This is a genomic window from Aliiroseovarius sp. ABM4_368 (genome assembly GCF_056161205.1).
In genome coordinates this window covers 450,608-468,513 of the sequence record NZ_JBSWYR010000002.1, presented here as the reverse complement: position 1 = coordinate 468,513, position 17,906 = coordinate 450,608, and the positions used below count along the sequence as shown (strand labels likewise).

At 56.3% G+C, this 17,906-nt stretch carries 18 protein-coding genes; 7 read left to right on the top strand and 11 right to left on the bottom strand.

The genetic code is table 11. The features are described from left to right. Nucleotides 1–30: 30 nt before the first annotated feature. The 5 genes from ACXAH3_RS08195 to hslO all read right to left on the bottom strand — a co-directional run bounded on the left by ACXAH3_RS08195 (nucleotide 31) and on the right by hslO (nucleotide 4,574). Nucleotides 31–525, bottom strand: a complete 495-nt coding sequence (locus tag ACXAH3_RS08195) for a L,D-transpeptidase family protein (protein WP_474861585.1) — start codon at nucleotides 523–525, stop codon at nucleotides 31–33. Between the two features lie 96 nt (nucleotides 526–621). Next, nucleotides 622–1,845 carry a class I SAM-dependent RNA methyltransferase gene (locus tag ACXAH3_RS08190; protein WP_474861584.1) on the bottom strand — a complete coding sequence of 408 codons (1,224 nt, stop codon included), beginning with the start codon at nucleotides 1,843–1,845 and terminating at the stop codon, nucleotides 622–624. Further along, nucleotides 1,842–2,987, bottom strand: coding sequence for a CCA tRNA nucleotidyltransferase (locus tag ACXAH3_RS08185; protein WP_474861583.1), 1,146 nt, complete (start codon nucleotides 2,985–2,987; stop codon nucleotides 1,842–1,844). Before ACXAH3_RS08185 ends, ACXAH3_RS08190 begins: the two co-directional genes overlap by 4 nt. Further along, nucleotides 2,984–3,589, bottom strand: coding sequence for a CoA pyrophosphatase (locus ACXAH3_RS08180; RefSeq protein ID WP_474861582.1), 606 nt, complete (start codon nucleotides 3,587–3,589; stop codon nucleotides 2,984–2,986). Before ACXAH3_RS08180 ends, ACXAH3_RS08185 begins: the two co-directional genes overlap by 4 nt. Continuing rightward, a complete protein-coding gene (gene hslO / locus ACXAH3_RS08175) occupies nucleotides 3,573–4,574 on the bottom strand; it encodes an Hsp33 family molecular chaperone HslO (protein ID WP_474861581.1) in 1,002 nt (333 codons plus the stop codon). The genes ACXAH3_RS08180 and hslO overlap by 17 nt, the downstream gene beginning before the upstream one ends. Nucleotides 4,575–4,644: 70 nt before the next feature. Between hslO and ACXAH3_RS08170 the strand changes: the two genes are divergently transcribed. Further along, on the top strand, nucleotides 4,645–5,088 hold the full coding sequence (locus tag ACXAH3_RS08170) for an NUDIX hydrolase (RefSeq protein ID WP_474861580.1): 444 nt from the start codon (nucleotides 4,645–4,647) through the stop codon (nucleotides 5,086–5,088). On the opposite strand, the gene ACXAH3_RS08165 is transcribed toward ACXAH3_RS08170, so the two are convergent. After that, nucleotides 5,070–6,344, bottom strand: a complete 1,275-nt coding sequence (locus tag ACXAH3_RS08165; protein ID WP_474861579.1) for a PP2C family protein-serine/threonine phosphatase — start codon at nucleotides 6,342–6,344, stop codon at nucleotides 5,070–5,072. The two genes, ACXAH3_RS08170 and ACXAH3_RS08165, sit on opposite strands and share 19 nt — an antisense overlap. Nucleotides 6,345–6,522: 178 nt before the next feature. Between ACXAH3_RS08165 and ACXAH3_RS08160 the strand changes: the two genes are divergently transcribed. Then, nucleotides 6,523–6,837, top strand: a complete 315-nt coding sequence (locus tag ACXAH3_RS08160) for an Hpt domain-containing protein (protein ID WP_474861578.1) — start codon at nucleotides 6,523–6,525, stop codon at nucleotides 6,835–6,837. Here the strand turns inward: ACXAH3_RS08160 and ilvA are convergent. Both ilvA and ACXAH3_RS08150 read right to left on the bottom strand, forming a co-directional pair. After that, nucleotides 6,834–8,081 carry a threonine ammonia-lyase IlvA gene (gene ilvA, locus ACXAH3_RS08155; RefSeq protein WP_474861577.1) on the bottom strand — a complete coding sequence of 416 codons (1,248 nt, stop codon included), beginning with the start codon at nucleotides 8,079–8,081 and terminating at the stop codon, nucleotides 6,834–6,836. The two genes, ACXAH3_RS08160 and ilvA, sit on opposite strands and share 4 nt — an antisense overlap. A 47-nt stretch (nucleotides 8,082–8,128) precedes the next feature. Next, nucleotides 8,129–8,917, bottom strand: coding sequence for a hypothetical protein (locus ACXAH3_RS08150; protein ID WP_474861576.1), 789 nt, complete (start codon nucleotides 8,915–8,917; stop codon nucleotides 8,129–8,131). Between the two features lie 171 nt (nucleotides 8,918–9,088). Here ACXAH3_RS08150 and ACXAH3_RS08145 point away from each other — a divergent pair, with 171 nt between their 5' ends. Both ACXAH3_RS08145 and ACXAH3_RS08140 read left to right on the top strand, forming a co-directional pair. After that, nucleotides 9,089–10,336 (top strand): argininosuccinate synthase, encoded by a 1,248-nt coding sequence (locus tag ACXAH3_RS08145; protein WP_474861575.1) that lies wholly within the window; start codon nucleotides 9,089–9,091, stop codon nucleotides 10,334–10,336. A gap of 75 nt (nucleotides 10,337–10,411) precedes the next feature. Continuing rightward, nucleotides 10,412–10,699, top strand: a complete 288-nt coding sequence (locus ACXAH3_RS08140) for an SCP2 sterol-binding domain-containing protein (protein WP_474861574.1) — start codon at nucleotides 10,412–10,414, stop codon at nucleotides 10,697–10,699. 7 nt (nucleotides 10,700–10,706) lie between these two features. Here ACXAH3_RS08140 and ACXAH3_RS08135 read toward each other — a convergent pair whose 3' ends face one another. Continuing rightward, entirely contained in the window at nucleotides 10,707–11,579 is an 873-nt protein-coding gene (locus tag ACXAH3_RS08135; RefSeq protein ID WP_474861573.1) for a ribokinase, read from the bottom strand. Between the two features lie 173 nt (nucleotides 11,580–11,752). Here ACXAH3_RS08135 and ACXAH3_RS08130 point away from each other — a divergent pair, with 173 nt between their 5' ends. The 3 genes from ACXAH3_RS08130 to ACXAH3_RS08120 all read left to right on the top strand — a co-directional run bounded on the left by ACXAH3_RS08130 (nucleotide 11,753) and on the right by ACXAH3_RS08120 (nucleotide 15,944). Continuing rightward, the gene (locus ACXAH3_RS08130; protein ID WP_474861572.1) at nucleotides 11,753–12,769 is read left to right on the top strand and encodes an isocitrate/isopropylmalate dehydrogenase family protein; all 1,017 of its coding nucleotides are present in this window, start codon (nucleotides 11,753–11,755) and stop codon (nucleotides 12,767–12,769) included. Between the two features lie 63 nt (nucleotides 12,770–12,832). Continuing rightward, on the top strand, nucleotides 12,833–13,588 hold the full coding sequence (locus ACXAH3_RS08125; protein ID WP_474861571.1) for a GNAT family N-acetyltransferase: 756 nt from the start codon (nucleotides 12,833–12,835) through the stop codon (nucleotides 13,586–13,588). Between the two features lie 139 nt (nucleotides 13,589–13,727). Continuing rightward, nucleotides 13,728–15,944, top strand: a complete 2,217-nt coding sequence (locus ACXAH3_RS08120) for an NADP-dependent isocitrate dehydrogenase (protein WP_474861570.1) — start codon at nucleotides 13,728–13,730, stop codon at nucleotides 15,942–15,944. 50 nt (nucleotides 15,945–15,994) lie between these two features. Here the strand turns inward: ACXAH3_RS08120 and ACXAH3_RS08115 are convergent, their stop codons facing one another. Together ACXAH3_RS08115 and ACXAH3_RS08110 are read right to left on the bottom strand one after the other, a co-directional pair. Further along, on the bottom strand, nucleotides 15,995–16,858 hold the full coding sequence (locus ACXAH3_RS08115) for a COG3904 family protein (protein ID WP_474861569.1): 864 nt from the start codon (nucleotides 16,856–16,858) through the stop codon (nucleotides 15,995–15,997). Nucleotides 16,859–16,900: 42 nt separating this feature from the next. Then, nucleotides 16,901–17,869 carry a glutathione S-transferase family protein gene (locus ACXAH3_RS08110; protein ID WP_474861568.1) on the bottom strand — a complete coding sequence of 323 codons (969 nt, stop codon included), beginning with the start codon at nucleotides 17,867–17,869 and terminating at the stop codon, nucleotides 16,901–16,903. Between the last annotated feature and the right edge of the window lie 37 nt (nucleotides 17,870–17,906).

Below are 17,906 nucleotides of genomic sequence, written 5' to 3'. Positions count from 1 at the left end.
AAGACCCGCCTGACTGGCGGGTCTTTTGCATTAGGGGTTGATGTCTATAACGGTGCCCAACCGGACCATCGTAAAGATCTCGATCATCTCGTCATTATCGACCGAGATGCAGCCAGCCGTCCAATCTGGCCCTTTCCGGTCATGGGGCCGACGCTCGCCATGAATAAAGATCTCGCCCCCCGGCTTTTTGCCATTCGCCCTTGCGTATTCCACATCCGCGCGGTTCGGATATGAAATGCCGATGGACAGATAGAACGAGCTTTTGGGATTGCGGCGATCAATGACATAGCGTCCCTCGGGCGTCTTCCCATCGCCTTCAAACTGCTTATGGCCATCTGGGGCGAAGCCCAGTTCAATGTCATAGGATTTCAGGATCTCGGTCCCGTGCAGAAGGTACATCCTGCGATCACTCTTGTTCACAACGATTCGCGTGACCTCGGGGCCATCATATTGGTGACGTTTCTCTCCGCACGAGGCGGTAAATAAAAGGGCAAGCACTGCAGCGATTGCGACGACGGTTCTCATTTTTCACCCGTACATTTTGTTTGCCACATGTTAACGCGCTCACCGGGCAACTGAAACCCTATCCAACCCGACAGATCAAATGGTGCAAATTCCGGCTTACCGACGCCGGAAACTTGCCACCTGTTCAGTATGTGTTGACCAGCGAAACTGATCCACAACCTGTATCCAATCCATCTCGAACCCCGCATCAAGCAAAATCTTGGCGTCCCGCGCGAAACTGACCGCGTTGCAGGATACCATAGCCACGATCGACAAGTCCGAGGCTGCGATCTGTTGAATCTGCGCTTCGGCCCCGGCACGCGGCGGATCGATGACGGCCGCGTCGAAGCGTGCAAGATCTTCGGCGTATAAAGGGTTTCTGAACAGGTCTCGGGTCTCGGTCGTGATTTCGCGCAGGCCTTTGGCGTGCCGCCAGCCTGCATCCAGCGCCTTCAACATGCTGTCCACACCTTCGACAGCGTGAACGACTGCATTCTCCGCCAGAGGCAATGAAAACGTGCCGCAACCTGCGAACAGATCAACAATGTGATCCGCACCCTCAACCGCCTCACGAACAGAAGACAACAAGGCAGCTTCGCCTTCGCGTGTGGCTTGCAGGAACGCGCCCGGCGGGGGTGTGATGGCGGCAGCTCCGAAAACCTGGCTCGGTGGCGTTTCCATCGCAATCACCTCGCCATCCCAAGACAGGCGCGCGAACCCGAAACGGTGGACCGCCTGTCCAAGTTCCGACTGAAGGTCGCGATCCAACGGCTTACCCCCGGTGACCGAAACATCCAGCCCTGCATCCGAGACTGTGGCGTTGATCGACAGTTCACCCTTGCGCGACCCACCAATCGAAGTCAGCTCGACTAGCGCGGGTAGGGCGTGCAGGATCTCGGGATGGATCAGGTGACAGTCAGAAATCTCGGTAATCGTGCCTGAACGGCGGCCATGAAACCCAACAATCGGCGCTTTCTTCCCGCGTTTCGCAGACAAAACAGCGCGGCGCCTGGACCGTACTGGAGAGGTGTGGATGGGTCTAAAATCAGTCTCTATTCCATGAGAGGTCAGTGCATTTTGCACAATCTCGGTCTTCCACCTGGCCACAAAATCGTCCGAGGCATGCATCAACGCACAGCCCCCACAACTGTTGTAATGCGCGCAAGCTGCTTTCACCCGATTGGATGAAGGCGTGATGATCTTTGGCGCCTCAATCCGGTCACCCGTCACGTCGCCCCGGATAACCTCGCCGGGCAGGGTGCGGGCCGCGAAAATCGGCCCATCTGCGATCCCGTCGCCCAGATGGCCCAGCCGGGTAATTGTGTGGGTCACGTCACTCATTTCAGCAGCTCCTCGCGCGTCAGAGAAAAGCCAGATGCGATCCACTGCGCTTCCAGCGTTCGCAAGCGCGCGCCTAACGCTGGGCCGGAGTGGTCGGGCATCAGGTCAGCGGGCTTGATGGGGAACTTGGCGGCAGCTCCGGTTTCGATCTGCTGATCCAATTCATCTGACAACGCGGTCTCGAACAAAGCTGCGCGTATAAGGGCGATATTGCGGGCATCATCGGCATTTAAACGATAGGCAAGCTCTCCTGCGCCTGCGGTTGACGCCATCCCGTCGCGCAAATCGTCCAGCCGTTTTGCATCCCTCTTGGACAACCGCAGCGCCTTCGCCACATCTTGCCCTCCTAGCAACGCCAATCGCCGCAAAGGATCTGGGGCCAGACCTGCTTCAAGATGCACTAGAACAGCCAATTTCGACGCATCCGCACCGGGCAAGATCCGCGCCAAAACTCCAGATTGTGCCATCGCCGCCATGGCTGGCGCAGGATCAGGTGCAGTTAGAATTCTCAACGTCTCTGTACCGACACGTTCTTTCGAAAGCGTCTCTAATCCATCTAAATTTGCGGAGCAGGCGGCCAAGCCATCTGGGTCAATCCCTTTGCCTTCGTCCCCATACCACGCGTGGAAACGAAAGAAGCGCAGGGTACGAAGATAATCTTCGCGGATCCGTTCACCCGCATCATCAATGAACCGCACCCGGCGGGCGTTCAGATCCGGAAGTCCGCCCAATGGGTCAAAGACCTGCCCTGCCGGATCGGCATACAATGCGTTCATGGTGAAGTCGCGACGCCTAGCGTCATCTTCGATCCGATACGAAAACGCCACAACTGCGCGGCGGCCATCAGTCTGGACATCTTTGCGGAATGTCGTGATCTCGTAAGGTTCGTGATCAATCACAATCGTGACCGTGCCGTGGTCGATACCGGTGGGCAGCACGCGCAGCCCGGCCTCTTCGGCCAGTTCCATCACGCGAAGCGGCAGCGCATCCGTGCACATATCCAGATCCGATATCCCGACCCCGAGCAAGTCGTTCCGAACACATCCACCCACGAAAAAGACCTGATACCCGGCATCCGTTAGCAAGGCGCAGACGCGTTGTGCGCCGGGGTCGTTAATCCACGCGCCCTGAATACGTGTCATTGCGCTAACCTTTCAGCCAGCCCGCGCAGCATTCGCGCAGTCGCACCCCAGATGTAGTAGGGGCCAAGCGGCACAGTTTCGTACCAGCGCATTTGCCCCTGCCAAAACCGCCCTTGTTTGCTGAACTTTGCAAGGTCCGTGACGTGATCAAACGGCACACGGAAGGCTTCTTCGACCTCACCGGGCTCGACCACCGGCGTGAAGTCGGTCGCCACCAAGCCCAAAACTGGGGTCACGGTGAACCCGGTGACGGTTTCATGGGCAGGCAGCTGGCCAAGAACCTCGACCTTAGCAGGGTTTAAACCAATTTCTTCGTCTGCTTCTCGAAGGGCAGTTTCGACAATATCAGTGTCTGACTCGTCCCGTTTCCCACCCGGAAACGAGATTTGCCCTGGGTGATGCTTCAACGCCGAGGACCTTTTGGTCAGAACCAATTCCAGCCCGGTTCGGCTTTCGACAAAGGGCATCAAAACGCCAGCCGGTCGCAGTTTCCGCCCGGCCAACGGCTTTACGCCGGGCGACAAGTCAAAATCAGAACTGCCCGCCCCCGGAAGGGACAGGGCATCCCGAAGGCGCGCGATTTGCTCAGGCGCCGTCACCATCCACACCCTTTGCATCCTTGCCAACCGTGGCCGGATCCAGATCGTAATGTGCGCCGCAGAACTGACAATCTGCGGTGACGCGGCCTTCGTCATTGATCATGTGACCAATGTCTCGCTCCGAATAGATCGACAGACTTTCACGCACGCGTTCTTCGGAACAAGGGCAGCCGAATTTAACCGGCTGCGGATCATAGACGCGCGGCGCTTCTTCGTGGAACAGGCGCACAAGCAGGTCGGTCGGTTGAACCGAGGGGCCGACCAGCTCCAACTCTTCCACCGAATCCAGCAATATGTTGGCGCGGTTCCAGTTTTCAGCGTCGTCATCAGACAGCAGATCGCCCGGAGCTAGAAGCCCACCTTCACCAGACCCGCCTTCGCCCGTCACATGAGGCGAGGATTTAGGCATGTGCTGTAGCATCACGCCACCAGCCCGCCAGCCTTCCTGCCCACCGGCCCAGACCGATTTGCCAAAGGTCAAGTGGAAGCGAGTCGGCAATTGCTCGGACTGAGCAAAGTAGGCCTGCGCGCAGTCAGACAGCGAATTCCCGACAAGGGGCGTCATGCCCTTATAGGGCTGCTGGCCTTCCTTTTGCTGGATCAGGATCGCGAAGATCCCTTTGCCAATCTGTGGAAAGCTGGGGCCCGTGGGATCCAGACGCTCTTCATCATAGCTGGCATAGGCGCGAATTTCGGCGGGCTCGCCGGCCACTTTCGGTGCATAGTAATCGGTGGCAATCAAACGAGCCGGACCATCGCCGCGAATTTGCAACGACAGCTTCCAGCTTTGCTTGATGGTCTGCCCGATCATCGCGGTCAGCATAGCGGCTTCGGCCACCAGCGCTTCAATCGCGGGGGGGTAATTGTGTTGGGACAGGATCGTGTCCAGCGCCCCGTCGAGGCGCAGAAGGCGACCACGGACGTCGCTGTTGTCCAGTTGGAATGGCAGAATGGTGTCATCCCATGCGATTTGAGATCCAAGAGTCATCGGGGTTTCCTATCGGCGTTCAGCTTGGCATACCGCGTCTATATGGTGGCAGCAACCGAATGGAAAAGGGATGATCCGAAGATTTGGCGCACCAAAGTTGCGAAATCAGCATTATACCCCGCGTCCCGGGGCCTATGCGATCCTAGCATCTGGCCAAGAAGTACTGATCACCCATCAGGGCGGCTCTTACGATGAATACCAACTACCGGGTGGCGGTATAGACCCTGGTGAAAGCCCGATTGCCGCCTTGCACCGTGAAGTTATCGAGGAGACCGGTTGGAGAATTCGTAACCCGGTGCGGCTGGGCGTGTATCGCCGGTTCACCTTCATGCCTGAATACGACATGTGGGCCGAAAAGATCTGTCACATCTTTCTAGCCACTCCAGTTCGGCGCATCCGCGCGCCGATCGAGCCAGATCACTCAGAGATTTGGAGCGACGCACGCACCGCCGCGGGTATCCTGCACAACGCGGGGGATCGGCATTTCATGGAAAACTATGCTCTGGATTTGTAGGTCAGCATCACACAGGACAAATCATCGCCGAATTCTTGCCCGCCTGCGAAGCTATCCAGATCCCAAACCATTGCGTCGAACAACATGTCGTTTGTCAGGCTGCTGTTCTTCTCTAGAATCTCACCAAACCCCTGTTCTTCAATCTGATTTCCTTCTGTGTCTTCACATTCGGTAAACCCGTCCGAATAGAACAGCAACCGCTCGCCGGGTTGAAGTTTCAGACTTTGACGCTCGAACTCGGCGGCCGATATCAGACCAATTGGCATGCCACCTTCCCCAATGAAATGCGCCCGACCGGACCGGTTCAGAACCACTGCGTTTGGATGGCCGCATTGGGCGAACTCGACCCGACCTGTGCTCATATCTACATACCCAAACAACATGGTGAAGTAATGTTCGGACAGCATATCTTTGGTCAAAAGCGTGTTCAGCTGTGCTGCGACCAATTCGGGTGGTTGACGGCGATGGTTTCCGTCTTCCCTCTCGATCAGCGCAATATTGTGCGTGGGCAAACCTTCGGACAGATATGACGCCAGCCGCGCGGTCAGCAAAGCCGAGGCGATACCGTGCCCAGACACATCAATCGAATAGAACGCAATATGATCCTTGCCCGCGTCAAAATAGCCGACCAGATCACCACCCACGTGCCCACAAGGCTTCAGCATCAATGACACCTCAGCGCGGCCCCAGTCGCGGAAGGATTCACGCACAAGGGATTGCTGCATTTTCCGGGCCTCGACCAGATCCCGATCCAACGAATCATAAAGTGTCTTCAATTCCGCCAAGGCCGAAGACACAAGCCGATTGGTTTCCTGAAGCTCCCGTTCCATCGACAGGATGCGGCCACCCGCAGCGATACGTGCCCTTAATTCATCGGGGTTAAACGGTTTCGCCAAATAGTCGTCCGCACCGACATCCAACCCACGCGCAACGGCATCCTTTTCGGACTTCGACGTCAGCAAAATGAAATAAACATAGCCTCGGTCCGTTTGCGAGCGAATCGCCTTGCACAGGTCCAGCCCATCCATTCCCGGCATAATCCAATCACTGAGAATCAGGTCGAATTCCTGCGCGGCGAACATTCTAAGCGCTTCGATCCCTGATCCGGCTTCGGCAACAGTATATCCCTGTTTTGCTAGGGATCTGGACATCAGACTGCGCTGGGCGCGACTGTCATCCACCACCAGTATCCGCTGTATGGACTCAGGCCGAACCGCTTCCCCTTGTGCGATATCCAAGCCGATCTCTTCGGTCATATGTGGCTTTGCTACACCCAAGACTGCTCCAAAACTCTGCAATCAAACTACGTCCCGGATCAGTTTTAGGGCACTGACTTTAACAGGTCTTTAAAGCCAGAATTTCTCTAAATTTATCACCATAACAATATGTTAATCGAAAGACTGCAGGCTGGCCACGGACAAGCAGGAGGTGCCCATGATCGACTGGAGCCGCGTGAACGAACTGAAAGAAGAAATAGGAGAGGAAGATTTTGGCGAAGTGGCCGAGATCTTCTTGGAAGAAGTGGACGAAGTGATCGCACGACTGAAAACCAACCCCGATCCGTCGCTTTACGAACAAGACATGCATTTCCTAAAGGGATCAGCCTTGAACCTTGGATTTCGTGATCTGTCTGACATCTGTAGGCAGAACGAAAAAACTGCGGCAGAAGGGTATAGTGGCCAGATCAAATTAGAGCCGATTTTCACCACCTATGACCAATCCAAGACCGAGTTTTTGGCGAACTGCTAGACCACGAACTCGGCGATGGTTTCGTCATTCGTAATGTCCGAGAAGCCAAAGCCGTGCTCTTCCAGTCGCTGTTCAAGCGCTTCGAAATTTTCGGGTCGGTTGGTTTCAATACCCAGTAGAACCGAACCAAAATTGCGTGCGCTTTTCTTCATGTATTCGAACCGAGCAATGTTGTCGTCCGGGCCAAGGATTTGAAGAAAGTCCTTCAGTGCACCTGGGCGTTGTGGCAGGCGCAGCAAGAAATACTTCTTCAGCCCAGCAAACCGCTGCGCGCGTTCTTTGACGTCCGGCAGGCGTTCGAAGTCAAAATTCCCGCCAGAGGTCACGCAAACCACAGTCTTGCCCCGAATTTCGTCCGTAAGGTCTTTCAGGGCATCAATCGACAGCGCACCGGCGGGTTCCAAAACCACACCTTCGACGTTCAGCATGTCCAGAATTGTCAGGCAGATTCGATCCTCGGGCGCTGACAGCACATGGGCCGGATCGACATCTTTCAGGACCTCGAATGTCATAGCGCCAATCCGCGCCACGGCGGCGCCGTCGACAAAGTTGTCCACATAGTCCAGCGCCACCGGCTGACCTTCTTCCAAAGCTGCGCTTAAACTGGCACCACCAGCAGGTTCGACATAGCGCAGAGCGGTTTCGGGGGCGGTTTCGCCAAGATATTTGGTGATTCCAGACGAAAGGCCGCCGCCCCCCACAGGCAAGATAACCAGATCCGGCGCGCGCCCAAGCTGCGATACGATTTCGGCAGCGACACTGGCTTGGCCTTCAATCACATCCGCATCGTCAAAAGGCGACAGGAAATGACCACCTTCGGCCTCGCAATATTCCTGAGCAGCTTTCAGAGTGTCGTCGAAATAGTCGCCGACCAGCCGAATTTCGATACTATCCCCGCCGAAAATGCGCGTTTTCTCGATTTTTTGCTGAGGCGTCGTGACCGGCATGAAGATCACACCACGCACACCAAAGTGGCGACTGGTATAGGCCACGCCTTGCGCGTGATTGCCGGCAGACGCGCAGACAAACAAATCACGCGCCGGGTCGGCCGCCAGCGCCTTGCCCATCGCATTCAACGCGCCACGAATTTTATAACTGCGCACAGGGGTAAGGTCTTCACGCTTCAACCAAATATCGGCGCCATACTGGGCGGACAGGTGGTCGTTACGTTGAAGTGGCGTCGCGGGGAAAAGCGCCCGCATCTGCTGTTCAGCCACGCGGGCTCGTTTCAGAAAATCGCTCATATGGGATGTGTGACCCAAAGCATCGCCTGTTGGCAAGGCGGATTTCGTTAGGCGACCAGCCCGCGCCCTTCGACATAGTGTCCATAAAGCGTGGTCATCAAGCTGATATGAAAGAACATCAGGGCCCAAGTGAATAGTAGGTAAAACGGGATAGCGACGATCATTCCCACGGAGCCAATCACGAACACCAGAATGCTGACGATTGCACCGAACGCGATCATGACACCCATCATGATCAGCATACAGATAACGATAGGCCCAATTGATTCCCGGGTGGCACTCCAAGCCTCGCTAAGGCTTAGAGGTTGGGACACAGCCCGCGCGACAAGGCAAGTTGATAGGCGCGTAAAGACGATTACCGCCACGGTGATGGTCACAAGAAAGAGAACCACAAACAGAGTGATCCCCAACGCCGACGGATTTCTACCGCTTTCAATTCCCGGAATCGCAAGACCGCCGACAAGAAAAATCGGAATCAACATCAAAGCGTAGATCAAGAACAGAAGGATCATCCAGAGGACATAGTTCTGGACCTCGCGCCCATGAAAGATCGGGATCCACCCGCCCGGATTTTCCTCAAGCAGCACATAACGGTGCCATGCGACAGCCACCCAAGCACCAAGGATCATCGCAACAAGCGAGGGCAGATACGTAAGGGCCAGATATGACGCCATTCCTAGGCCGAACATCAGTGTGAAATCGGTCATACCCAAAACCGAGGGTACAAACTGAAGGATCAGAGAAACCACAAACAACACAGCCGAAATCTGCAATGCCGTTCCAAAGTTACGCTCGATCATTCCGAATGCGTGCTTAAACAATTCTGTTCCGGTCATAATACCCGCTACTCACAATGCTTTTGGCTTGAAAATCACAGAACGGGCCGCCGTTCAACCACAAGTAGCCGCCCCAACACCACGCAAGGCTTGCCCTGCCTTTAAATAAAGGATAATCGCCCGGTAACATCGCCGTTTTTCACCGTGCGATACCTCGTGAAAGGGAAAATGATGATCACGTCCAACACCGCGCCGCAAGCCGCGCCGAAGAAAGTTGTTCTGGCCTATTCCGGCGGCCTTGATACCTCGATCATTCTGAAATGGCTGCAGACCGAATATGGCTGTGAAGTGATCACCTTCACCGCTGACCTTGGTCAGGGCGAAGAACTGGAGCCCGCGCGCAAGAAAGCCGAGATGCTGGGCATTAAGCCCGAGAACATTCACATTGAAGACCTGCGCGAAGAATTTGTGCGCGACTATGTCTTCCCAATGTTCCGCGCCAATGCGCAATATGAAGGCCTGTACCTGCTGGGCACCTCGATCGCACGTCCGTTGATTTCGAAGCGGTTGGTCGAAATTGCAGCCCAACACGGTGCCGATGCGGTTTCCCACGGCGCGACCGGCAAGGGAAACGATCAGGTGCGCTTTGAACTGGCCGCTTATGCGCTGAACCCAGAAATCGTCGTGATTGCCCCGTGGCGCGAATGGGATCTTGGCTCGCGCACCAAGCTGCTGGAATTCGCCGAGCAGAACCAGATTCCGATTGCTAAGGACAAACGTGGCGAGGCTCCGTTCTCGGTCGATGCGAACCTGCTGCACACTTCGTCTGAAGGGAAGGTTTTGGAAGACCCGGCCGAGGATGCACCGGACTACGTTTACCAGCGCACCGTGCACCCCGAGGATGCGCCCAACACGCCCGAGTTCATCGAGATCGAGTTCGAAAAAGGCGATCCTGTTGGCATCAACGGCGAAAAAATGTCGCCCGCGACCATCCTGACCGAGCTGAACGAATACGGTCGCAAGCACGGCATTGGCCGTCTGGATCTGGTCGAAGGTCGCTATGTTGGCATGAAATCGCGTGGGATCTACGAGACCCCCGGCGGCACCATCCTTCTGGACGCCCGTCGCGGCATCGAATCCATCACCATGGACCGCGGTGCGATGCATCTGAAAGACGAGCTGATGCCGAAATATGCCGAACTGATCTACAACGGCTATTGGTTCTCGCCCGAGCGTGAAATGCTACAAGCTGCCATCGACGCAAGCCAGGATCACGTCACCGGAACCGTCCGCATGAAGCTGTACAAAGGTCTGGCCCGCGTTGTTGGCCGCTGGTCGGATCACTCGCTGTATTCGGAAGAGCACGTGACGTTTGAAGAGGACATGGGCGCCTATGACCAGACCGACGCCGCCGGCTTCATCCAGTTGAACGCGCTGCGCCTGAAGCTGATCGCGATGCGCAACAAACGCGTTAAGTAAATCGCGCCACGTCACTGTGGACCGCTTTCAAACGCCCCCGTATCACGCGGGGGCGTTTTTCGTGAAAAGACCATCATGCCCCTGACGCCCATCTATGAAAAGATCGAACGCGGCCTGACCAAGGTGTCGTTCGATGAGAGCCTGAAGCTGGATTGCGGCGAAGATGGCGTGATTGTTTTACAGGACGGAGCACTGTCGCGCGAGGATGCGGACACCGATTGCACGATCAAGATGTCCCGGGGCAACTTGGAAAAGTTGATGACGGGCAATCTGAACCCGATGACCGCTTTCATGATGGGCAAGATCAAGGTGTCAGGCGATGTGTCCGTGGCCATGCGCCTTGGGCAGCTATTGAAGGGCTGATCAGGCTTTATTCTTGCAGAAAACGGTCGACTTCGGCGCGGGTGGGGATGGCATCTGCTGTTCCGAACCGCGTGACTTTGATGGCAGAGGCCGCTGCGCCCAATTGCATGGCATCTGCTGGTGAGAGCCCCTGATCCAGCCCAGCGGAGACATAGCCGATAAAGCAATCCCCCGCGCCGGTCGTGTCGGCAGGGGTCACGCGAAAGGCTGGAACCTGTACGGCCTCCACGCCGCTCTCGAACCAGGCCGCGCCATCCGACCCTTTCGTGATCAGCACCACTGGCAAGTTCAGATCGGCAATGGAAACGTCCAGCGCGGCGGTCAACTGTTCGGCTTCGACCTCGTTCAAAACCAACATGTCCGTGTGGGCCAGCATCTGCTTGGCATCCTTTGCCACGAATGGAGCAGCGGAGTAAATCACGCGCATGCCTCGCGTTCGTGCAGCCTTCGCGGTTTCAACCGTCAGGTTCGTTTCATTTTGCAGGATCAGTGTGTCTCCGGGTTTTGCCTCATCCAGCGCTGTATCAATCTGATCGATCGTTAGGGCAGTATTTGCGCCGGAATATAGAATAATTTGGTTCTCACCCTCAGCATCAACCACAATGTTCGCGTGTCCCGTAGCGGTCGCCAGTGTCTCGACACAGCTGGTATCGACACCCGCATCCGCCAAACTGTCCAGACACCATCGCCCTTCTGGCCCAATGGCTCCGATATGCACCACATCGGAGCCAGCACGTGCCGCCGCAACAGACTGATTGGCCCCTTTGCCGCCCAACCCAACCTTGTGATCATGTGCCGTCAACGTCTCGCCCGGTGCGGGCATGTGCGGCACGCGATAAAAGTTATCGATATTGATGGATCCAAGATTAAAGATGGTCACGGGCGTCTCCTTGCCCGCTTACGTTAGCGTGCTTGCCCGCAAGCGCAAGTCGCGCCTAGGATAAGGGGGAAGCGCCCAGTTTTATTCACCTTTCCGAATGAGACTTTAGTATTGTATTCCATTGTATACCATTTATACAGGCGACGAACACGCCTATTAGCATGGAGACGACCATGACAAAGATCCAAGCCACCTTGATCCCCGGCGATGGGATTGGCCCCGAAATCACTGAAGCCGTAACCGCTATTCTCGACAAGATGGGCAGTCCGTTTGATTGGGACGTGCAACAGGCCGGCATGACCGCCTTTGATTCTGTTGGCACGCCTCTGCCCGATGCGACGCTGGACAGCATTCGTAAAACCAAGCTGGCGCTGAAGGGCCCCCTGACCACGCCCGTAGGTGGTGGCTTCAAGTCGATCAACCTGCAACTGCGTCAGGCTTTTAACCTCTATGCCAATGTCCGCCCGACCAAGACCATCAAGCTGGATGGGCGCTTTGACAACGTCGACATGGTGATCTTCCGCGAAAACCTCGAGGGATATTACATCTCGGACGAAGGGTATATAGAGCACAATGGCGACCCCGAGGGGAAAGTCTTCTCGACTGGGTATAACACCAAGGAAGGCGCCCAACGCATTACCCGCGCTGCGTTTGAATATGCTCTGGCAAACGGGCGCAAAAAGGTCTCGATTGTGCACAAGGCCAACATCCTGAAATTGCTTTCCGGCATGTTTTTGGAGGAAGCCCGCAAGATCGCCCAAGAATATGAAGGCCGCGTGGATTTCGACGAACGCATCGTCGACGCCTGCGCCATGCAGATGGTTATGTATCCGGATTCCTTCGATGTGATCGTCACCACCAACCTGTTTGGCGACATTCTGTCGGATCTGGCAGCCGGTCTGGTCGGCGGTCTGGGTTTGGCCCCGGGCGCCAATATCGGCAAAGACGCCGCCATTTTCGAAGCCGTCCACGGATCAGCCCCTGACATTGCAGGCCAGCAAAAAGCCAACCCCTGCGCCTTCTTGATGGCAGCGGGTCTAATGCTGGAACATGTGGGCAAAACTGACGACGCCCAGCGCCTGAAGAAAGCGGTGATCGAAACCGTGCAGGCCAAGGACCGCGTCACGCCGGATCTTGGCGGCACAGGCAACACGATGTCGATCGCCGAAGCGATCATGGATCGCCTGTAGGGCTTGATGCGCCTCAAAGACGTGTGACACTGCATATGCGAGCCTTCGAAAATGGAGGCTCGCATGACAAACCTGATCACCATCACAAATGACAACGTCGAAAAGCACGGCTTCTTTTGTAAGATGTCGGCGCGCAAAAGCTCGGCCTGGAAACGGAAGCGCGATTGGTTGGCAGACCGCTTTAACGAAGGCCTACAGATGCGGCTTCTGGATGATGGAGAGCGCGGGTTTATCGAATTTACGCCCGGTGACTTCGCGTGGCGCGGGGTCGAAAAGGCAAGCGACTTCATGATCATTCACTGCCTGTGGGTCGTCGGAAAGAGTAAAGGCAAGGGGCACGCCAAATCGTTGCTTGCCGAGGCCGAGACCTATGCCCGCGACCAAGGTTTTCGCGGCATCGCCGCGTTGACGAGTTCGGGTAATTGGCTTATCGACCCAAAGATCTTTCAGACGCTTGGGTATCAAGAGGTGGATACAGCTCCTCCGGGCTACTCACTATTGGCACGCAGTTTCGACAAGGATGCTGCAATGCCCCGGCTTGTAGGAAATTGGGACCGGAAAGCTAAGGCGCTGGGCAACGGCCTGACGGTTCTACATTCAGCTCAGTGCCCCTATCTGGAGGACGCGGCCAAACACGCCCAAGAGGCTGCGGCAGAGGCGGGCTTGCCGTTCAATGTATCAGAAATCACCAGCGCACGAGACTTGCGCGCGCGCGTCCCAAATCCATATGGCGTCTTTTCGATAGTGTTGAACGGGCAGCAGATCGCATCGCACTACCTTCTGAAGAAGCAGATCATGACTTTGCTTGCGCAATCATAAGCAAAATCAGCCCATCTGACCCCCAAGTCCCTTTTTTTTCATGCCAGACTTGTGTATGGGAAAGGGGAAATCCCACCTTTCGCCATTCAGGGTATTGGCCCCGTGGCGAAGTTTTCCGCGAAAAAAGAGGTGTCCTGAAATGACCGATAAATCGCAAGCAGACATTCTGTATACCATTGTAGACGAAGCACCCGAGCTGGCCTCGGCCTCGTTCCTGCCGATCATCCGCAAATTCGTTTCCGCTGCGGGAATTACCGTTGGCACGCCGGACATTTCGTTGGCTGGACGCATCATCGCAACCTTCCCGGAAAACCTGACTGACGATCAGCGCCAGTCGGATGATCTGGCCGCATTGGGCGAGCTGGTAAAAACCCCCGGTGCGAACGTGATCAAGCTGCCGAACATCTCGGCCTCGGTCCCACAGCTGGTTGCTGCCATCGAAGAACTTCAAGGTCAGGGCTACAACATCCCGTCCTATCCGGAAGATCCGTCGACAGACGAAGAAAAGGCCATCCGTGCCCGCTATGACGCCATCAAAGGTTCGGCTGTGAACCCGGTTCTGCGCGAGGGCAACTCGGACCGTCGTTCGGCCCGCGCTGTAAAGAACTTCGCTCAGAAAAACCCGCATTCGATGGGTGCTTGGGAATCGTCGTCGAAGACCAAAGTGTCGTCGATGCCCGGCAACGATTTTTACGCCAACGAAGTTTCGGCCACCATCACAGCCGCTCAGGCAGGTGACGCGAAGATCGAATTCGTCGGCAAAGACGGCGCGACCACCGTACTGAAAGACGGCTGGCCGCTGGAAGAAGGCACCATCGCGGATGCGACATTCATGTCGGCAAAAGCCTTGGGGTCCTTCCTGGCAGACGCCATCGAAGACACCAAAAAAGATGGCACCATGTTCTCGCTTCACATGAAGGCGACCATGATGAAAGTGTCGGACCCGATCATCTTCGGCCACGCTGTAAAAGCTTGGCTTGGTCCAGTTTGGGACAAGCACGGTGAAGCAATTGCTGCTGCCGGCGGTTCGCCGAACTCGGGCTTGGGTGACGTTCTGGCTGCGATCGAGAGCATGGACAACGCTGACGAAATCAAAGCAGAGATTGCCGCCTTGGATCGTCCGTCGATGTACATGGTCGACAGCGACAAAGGCATCACCAACCTACACGTACCGTCGGACGTGATCATCGACGCCTCGATGCCCGCCGTGATCCGCGCGGGCGGTAAAGGCTGGGACGAAGCTGGCGCAAAGGGCGATACCAACTGCGTGATCCCTGACCGCTGCTATGCCACCGTCTATGACGAAACCATCAACTTCTTCAAAGCCAATGGCGCGTTGGACGTGACCACTGCGGGTTCTGTCGCAAACGTCGGCTTGATGGCTCAGAAAGCAGAAGAGTACGGCTCGCACCCGACCACGTTTGAAGCCCCGGCAGACGGCACCATTCGCATCGTGACCGCCAATGGCGACACGCTGCACAGCCACGAGGTCGAGGCCGGTGATATCTGGCGTTCGTGCACCGTGAAGAAAGCTCCGATCGAAAACTGGATCGAGCTGGCCATGGACCGTCAGCGCCTGACCGGTTCCGAAGCCATCTTCTGGCTGGACGCAAACCGCGCCCACGATGCCGAGCTGATCAAATACGTGACCCCTGCCTTGGAAGCCGCCGGCAAAGCCGACCTGTTCCAGATCATGGCCCCGCGTGAAGCCACCGCGCAATCGCTGAAAACCATCACGGCTGGCAACGATAGCATCGCCATCACCGGCAACGTGCTGCGTGACTATCTGACCGACCTGTTCCCGATCCTGGAACTGGGAACATCGGCCAAGATGCTATCGATCGTGAAGCTGATGAAGGGTGGCGGTCTGTTTGAAACCGGCGCTGGTGGTTCGGCTCCGAAGCACGTTCAGCAGCTGGTGGAAGAAAACCACCTGCGCTGGGACTCGATGGGCGAATTCTGCGCGCTGGGTGAAAGCCTGAACTTCCTGGCCGACGTCAAAGGCAACGCCAAAGCCGGTGTTCTGGGTGCCGCTGCCGAAGCTGCGACCCAAGGCATTCTGGACAACAATAACTCGCCTTCGCGCAAAGTTGGTCAGCCAGATAACCGCGACAGCCACTATTGGTTCGCTCGCTACTGGGCCGACGCTCTGGCCGCTCAATCCGACGACGCTGATCTGGCGGCTGAGTTCGCTCCTATTGCCAAGGCGCTGGCAGACGGTGAAGATGCCATTCTGGCCGAACTGGCAGCAGCCCAAGGCCCAGCAGCCGACATCGGCGGCTATTTCCGTCCTTCGGTCGAACTGAAAGCCAAAGTGATGCGCCCCTCGGCCACGCTGAACGCAATCATCGACTAATACGCCTCTAAATCACCTGAAAACCCCGTCCTTGTGGCGGGGTTTTCTGTTTATGGGGAATGAGTCACGACGCCGGATCGTTGCAAATACGCGGGATCCGGGTACCAAATCTCGCTTGGCGGAGTGTTGAAAACACGTGTGGTAAATTCAGCTGATACCCCCTGCCCTAGCATGAAGTCCCGGTCCCGCTCTTGTTCCGCTTCGATGTCAAACCCCGGCAACCTCTGCGCATCCTCAAGCATGTAACCGTGAAATCCCAGACGCGCCTGTGGCCCTAGATGCCGATGTGCTCCAGCGATGAATACAAGCGTACAGGCCGAGCTGCACACCCCATCCACATGGGTTTGCATTTCATGTGTCGTGATCAGCTTGGCCAATCCGCGTGCTTCGAAAACATTTCCACCTTCGCTGTGCAAGGTGATGCGTGTGGGGGTCGGTACTTGCGCCAACTCGCGACCCAGCGCCTTGGTTACGCCCAACACGATTTGCCCTTGAAACAGAAGCGTTCCATCGGTTTGGCGCAGGATCTGATACGTGGCCTGTCGTTCTCGCGCTTTTCGCTCGGCAAAGCTGGGGCCATCCTCGCCCGGACGCGTCGCCAGACCCAATACCCACCATTGCGACACCACAACGAACACCGCGACAACCAAAGCAATCATGCCGCCCCATATGGGCAGCATCGTCCCGGTATCGCGCATCCGCTCTTCGGCCGCGCGGAAATAACCCACGCTTTGCCACAGCAGGCACAGCGCATCAGCACTTACCAGCATCACCGCCACAAGAACCGAGATTGGTGCGGCGTTGAGAGCCAATAGGACTAAAACATAAAGCGCCAGACGCAAGCCGACGCAATTCACCCAGAAGCTTTGCCAAAGCGGTTGTTGTCCGCGCAGGTGGTTCAGAAAATACCGCATCGGACAAGCCTAGGGCTGCCCCAGCGCGTAAGTCAAACCACGTCAGAACCGATCGCGATCATGGGGGCGAGTAAAATCCAGCGCCGGACCTTTCGGCACTACCCGCGTCGGATTGATCGTGTCGTGCGAGTAATAGTAGTGCGATTTAATGTGCTGCATGTTCACCGTCTCGGCCACGCCGGGATGCTGATACAGCTCGCGCAGATAGTTCGAGATATTAGGGTAATCCTCGATCCGTTTAAGGTTCGTTTTGAAATGCCCGTGATAGACCGCGTCGAACCGGATAAGAGTGGTGAACAGACGCCAGTCTGCCTCGGTCAGCTGGTCGCCAACCAGATAGCGGCATTCGGACAGGGTGTTTTCCACGCGGTCCAGCGCCTCGAATAGCGCGTCAAACGCCTGCTCATAGGCATCCTGTGTGGTGGCAAATCCGCAGCGATAGACACCATTATTGATGTTCTGATAGACATCATCGTTGATGACGTCAATCTGTTCGCGCAGCGCTTCGGGGTAGAAATCCAACGCGTTCCCGGTCAGCCCGTTGAAGGCCGAATTGAACATACGGATGATTTCAGAGCTTTCGTTGCTGGCGATCCGTCCTTGATGCTTATCCCACAAAACAGGAACCGTCACGCGACCCGAATAATCGGCCTTATCCGTCGTATAGATCTGAAGCATGAAGCTGTGCCCGAACAGCGGATCGCGATCGGCGGGGTCGAACTCCCACCCGTTTGTCAGCATATGGGGATGCACGGCGGTCACGCCGATCAAATCTTCCAGCCCTTTCAGCTTGCGAAAAATCAAAGTGCGGTGCGCCCAGGGGCAGGCCAGTGAAACGTAAAGGTGATAACGCCCGGCTTCGGCTTTGAAACCACCATCACCCGTCGGGCCCGCCGCGCCATCCTCCGTTACCCAATTGCGAAAGCGCGCATCCTCGCGCTTAAATTTCCCTCCGGTTTTCTTGGTGTCGTACCAAACGTCCTGCCAGACGCCATCCACAAGCTGACCCATCACGGCCTCCTATCTTTTGCGATAAAGGTATCACCGG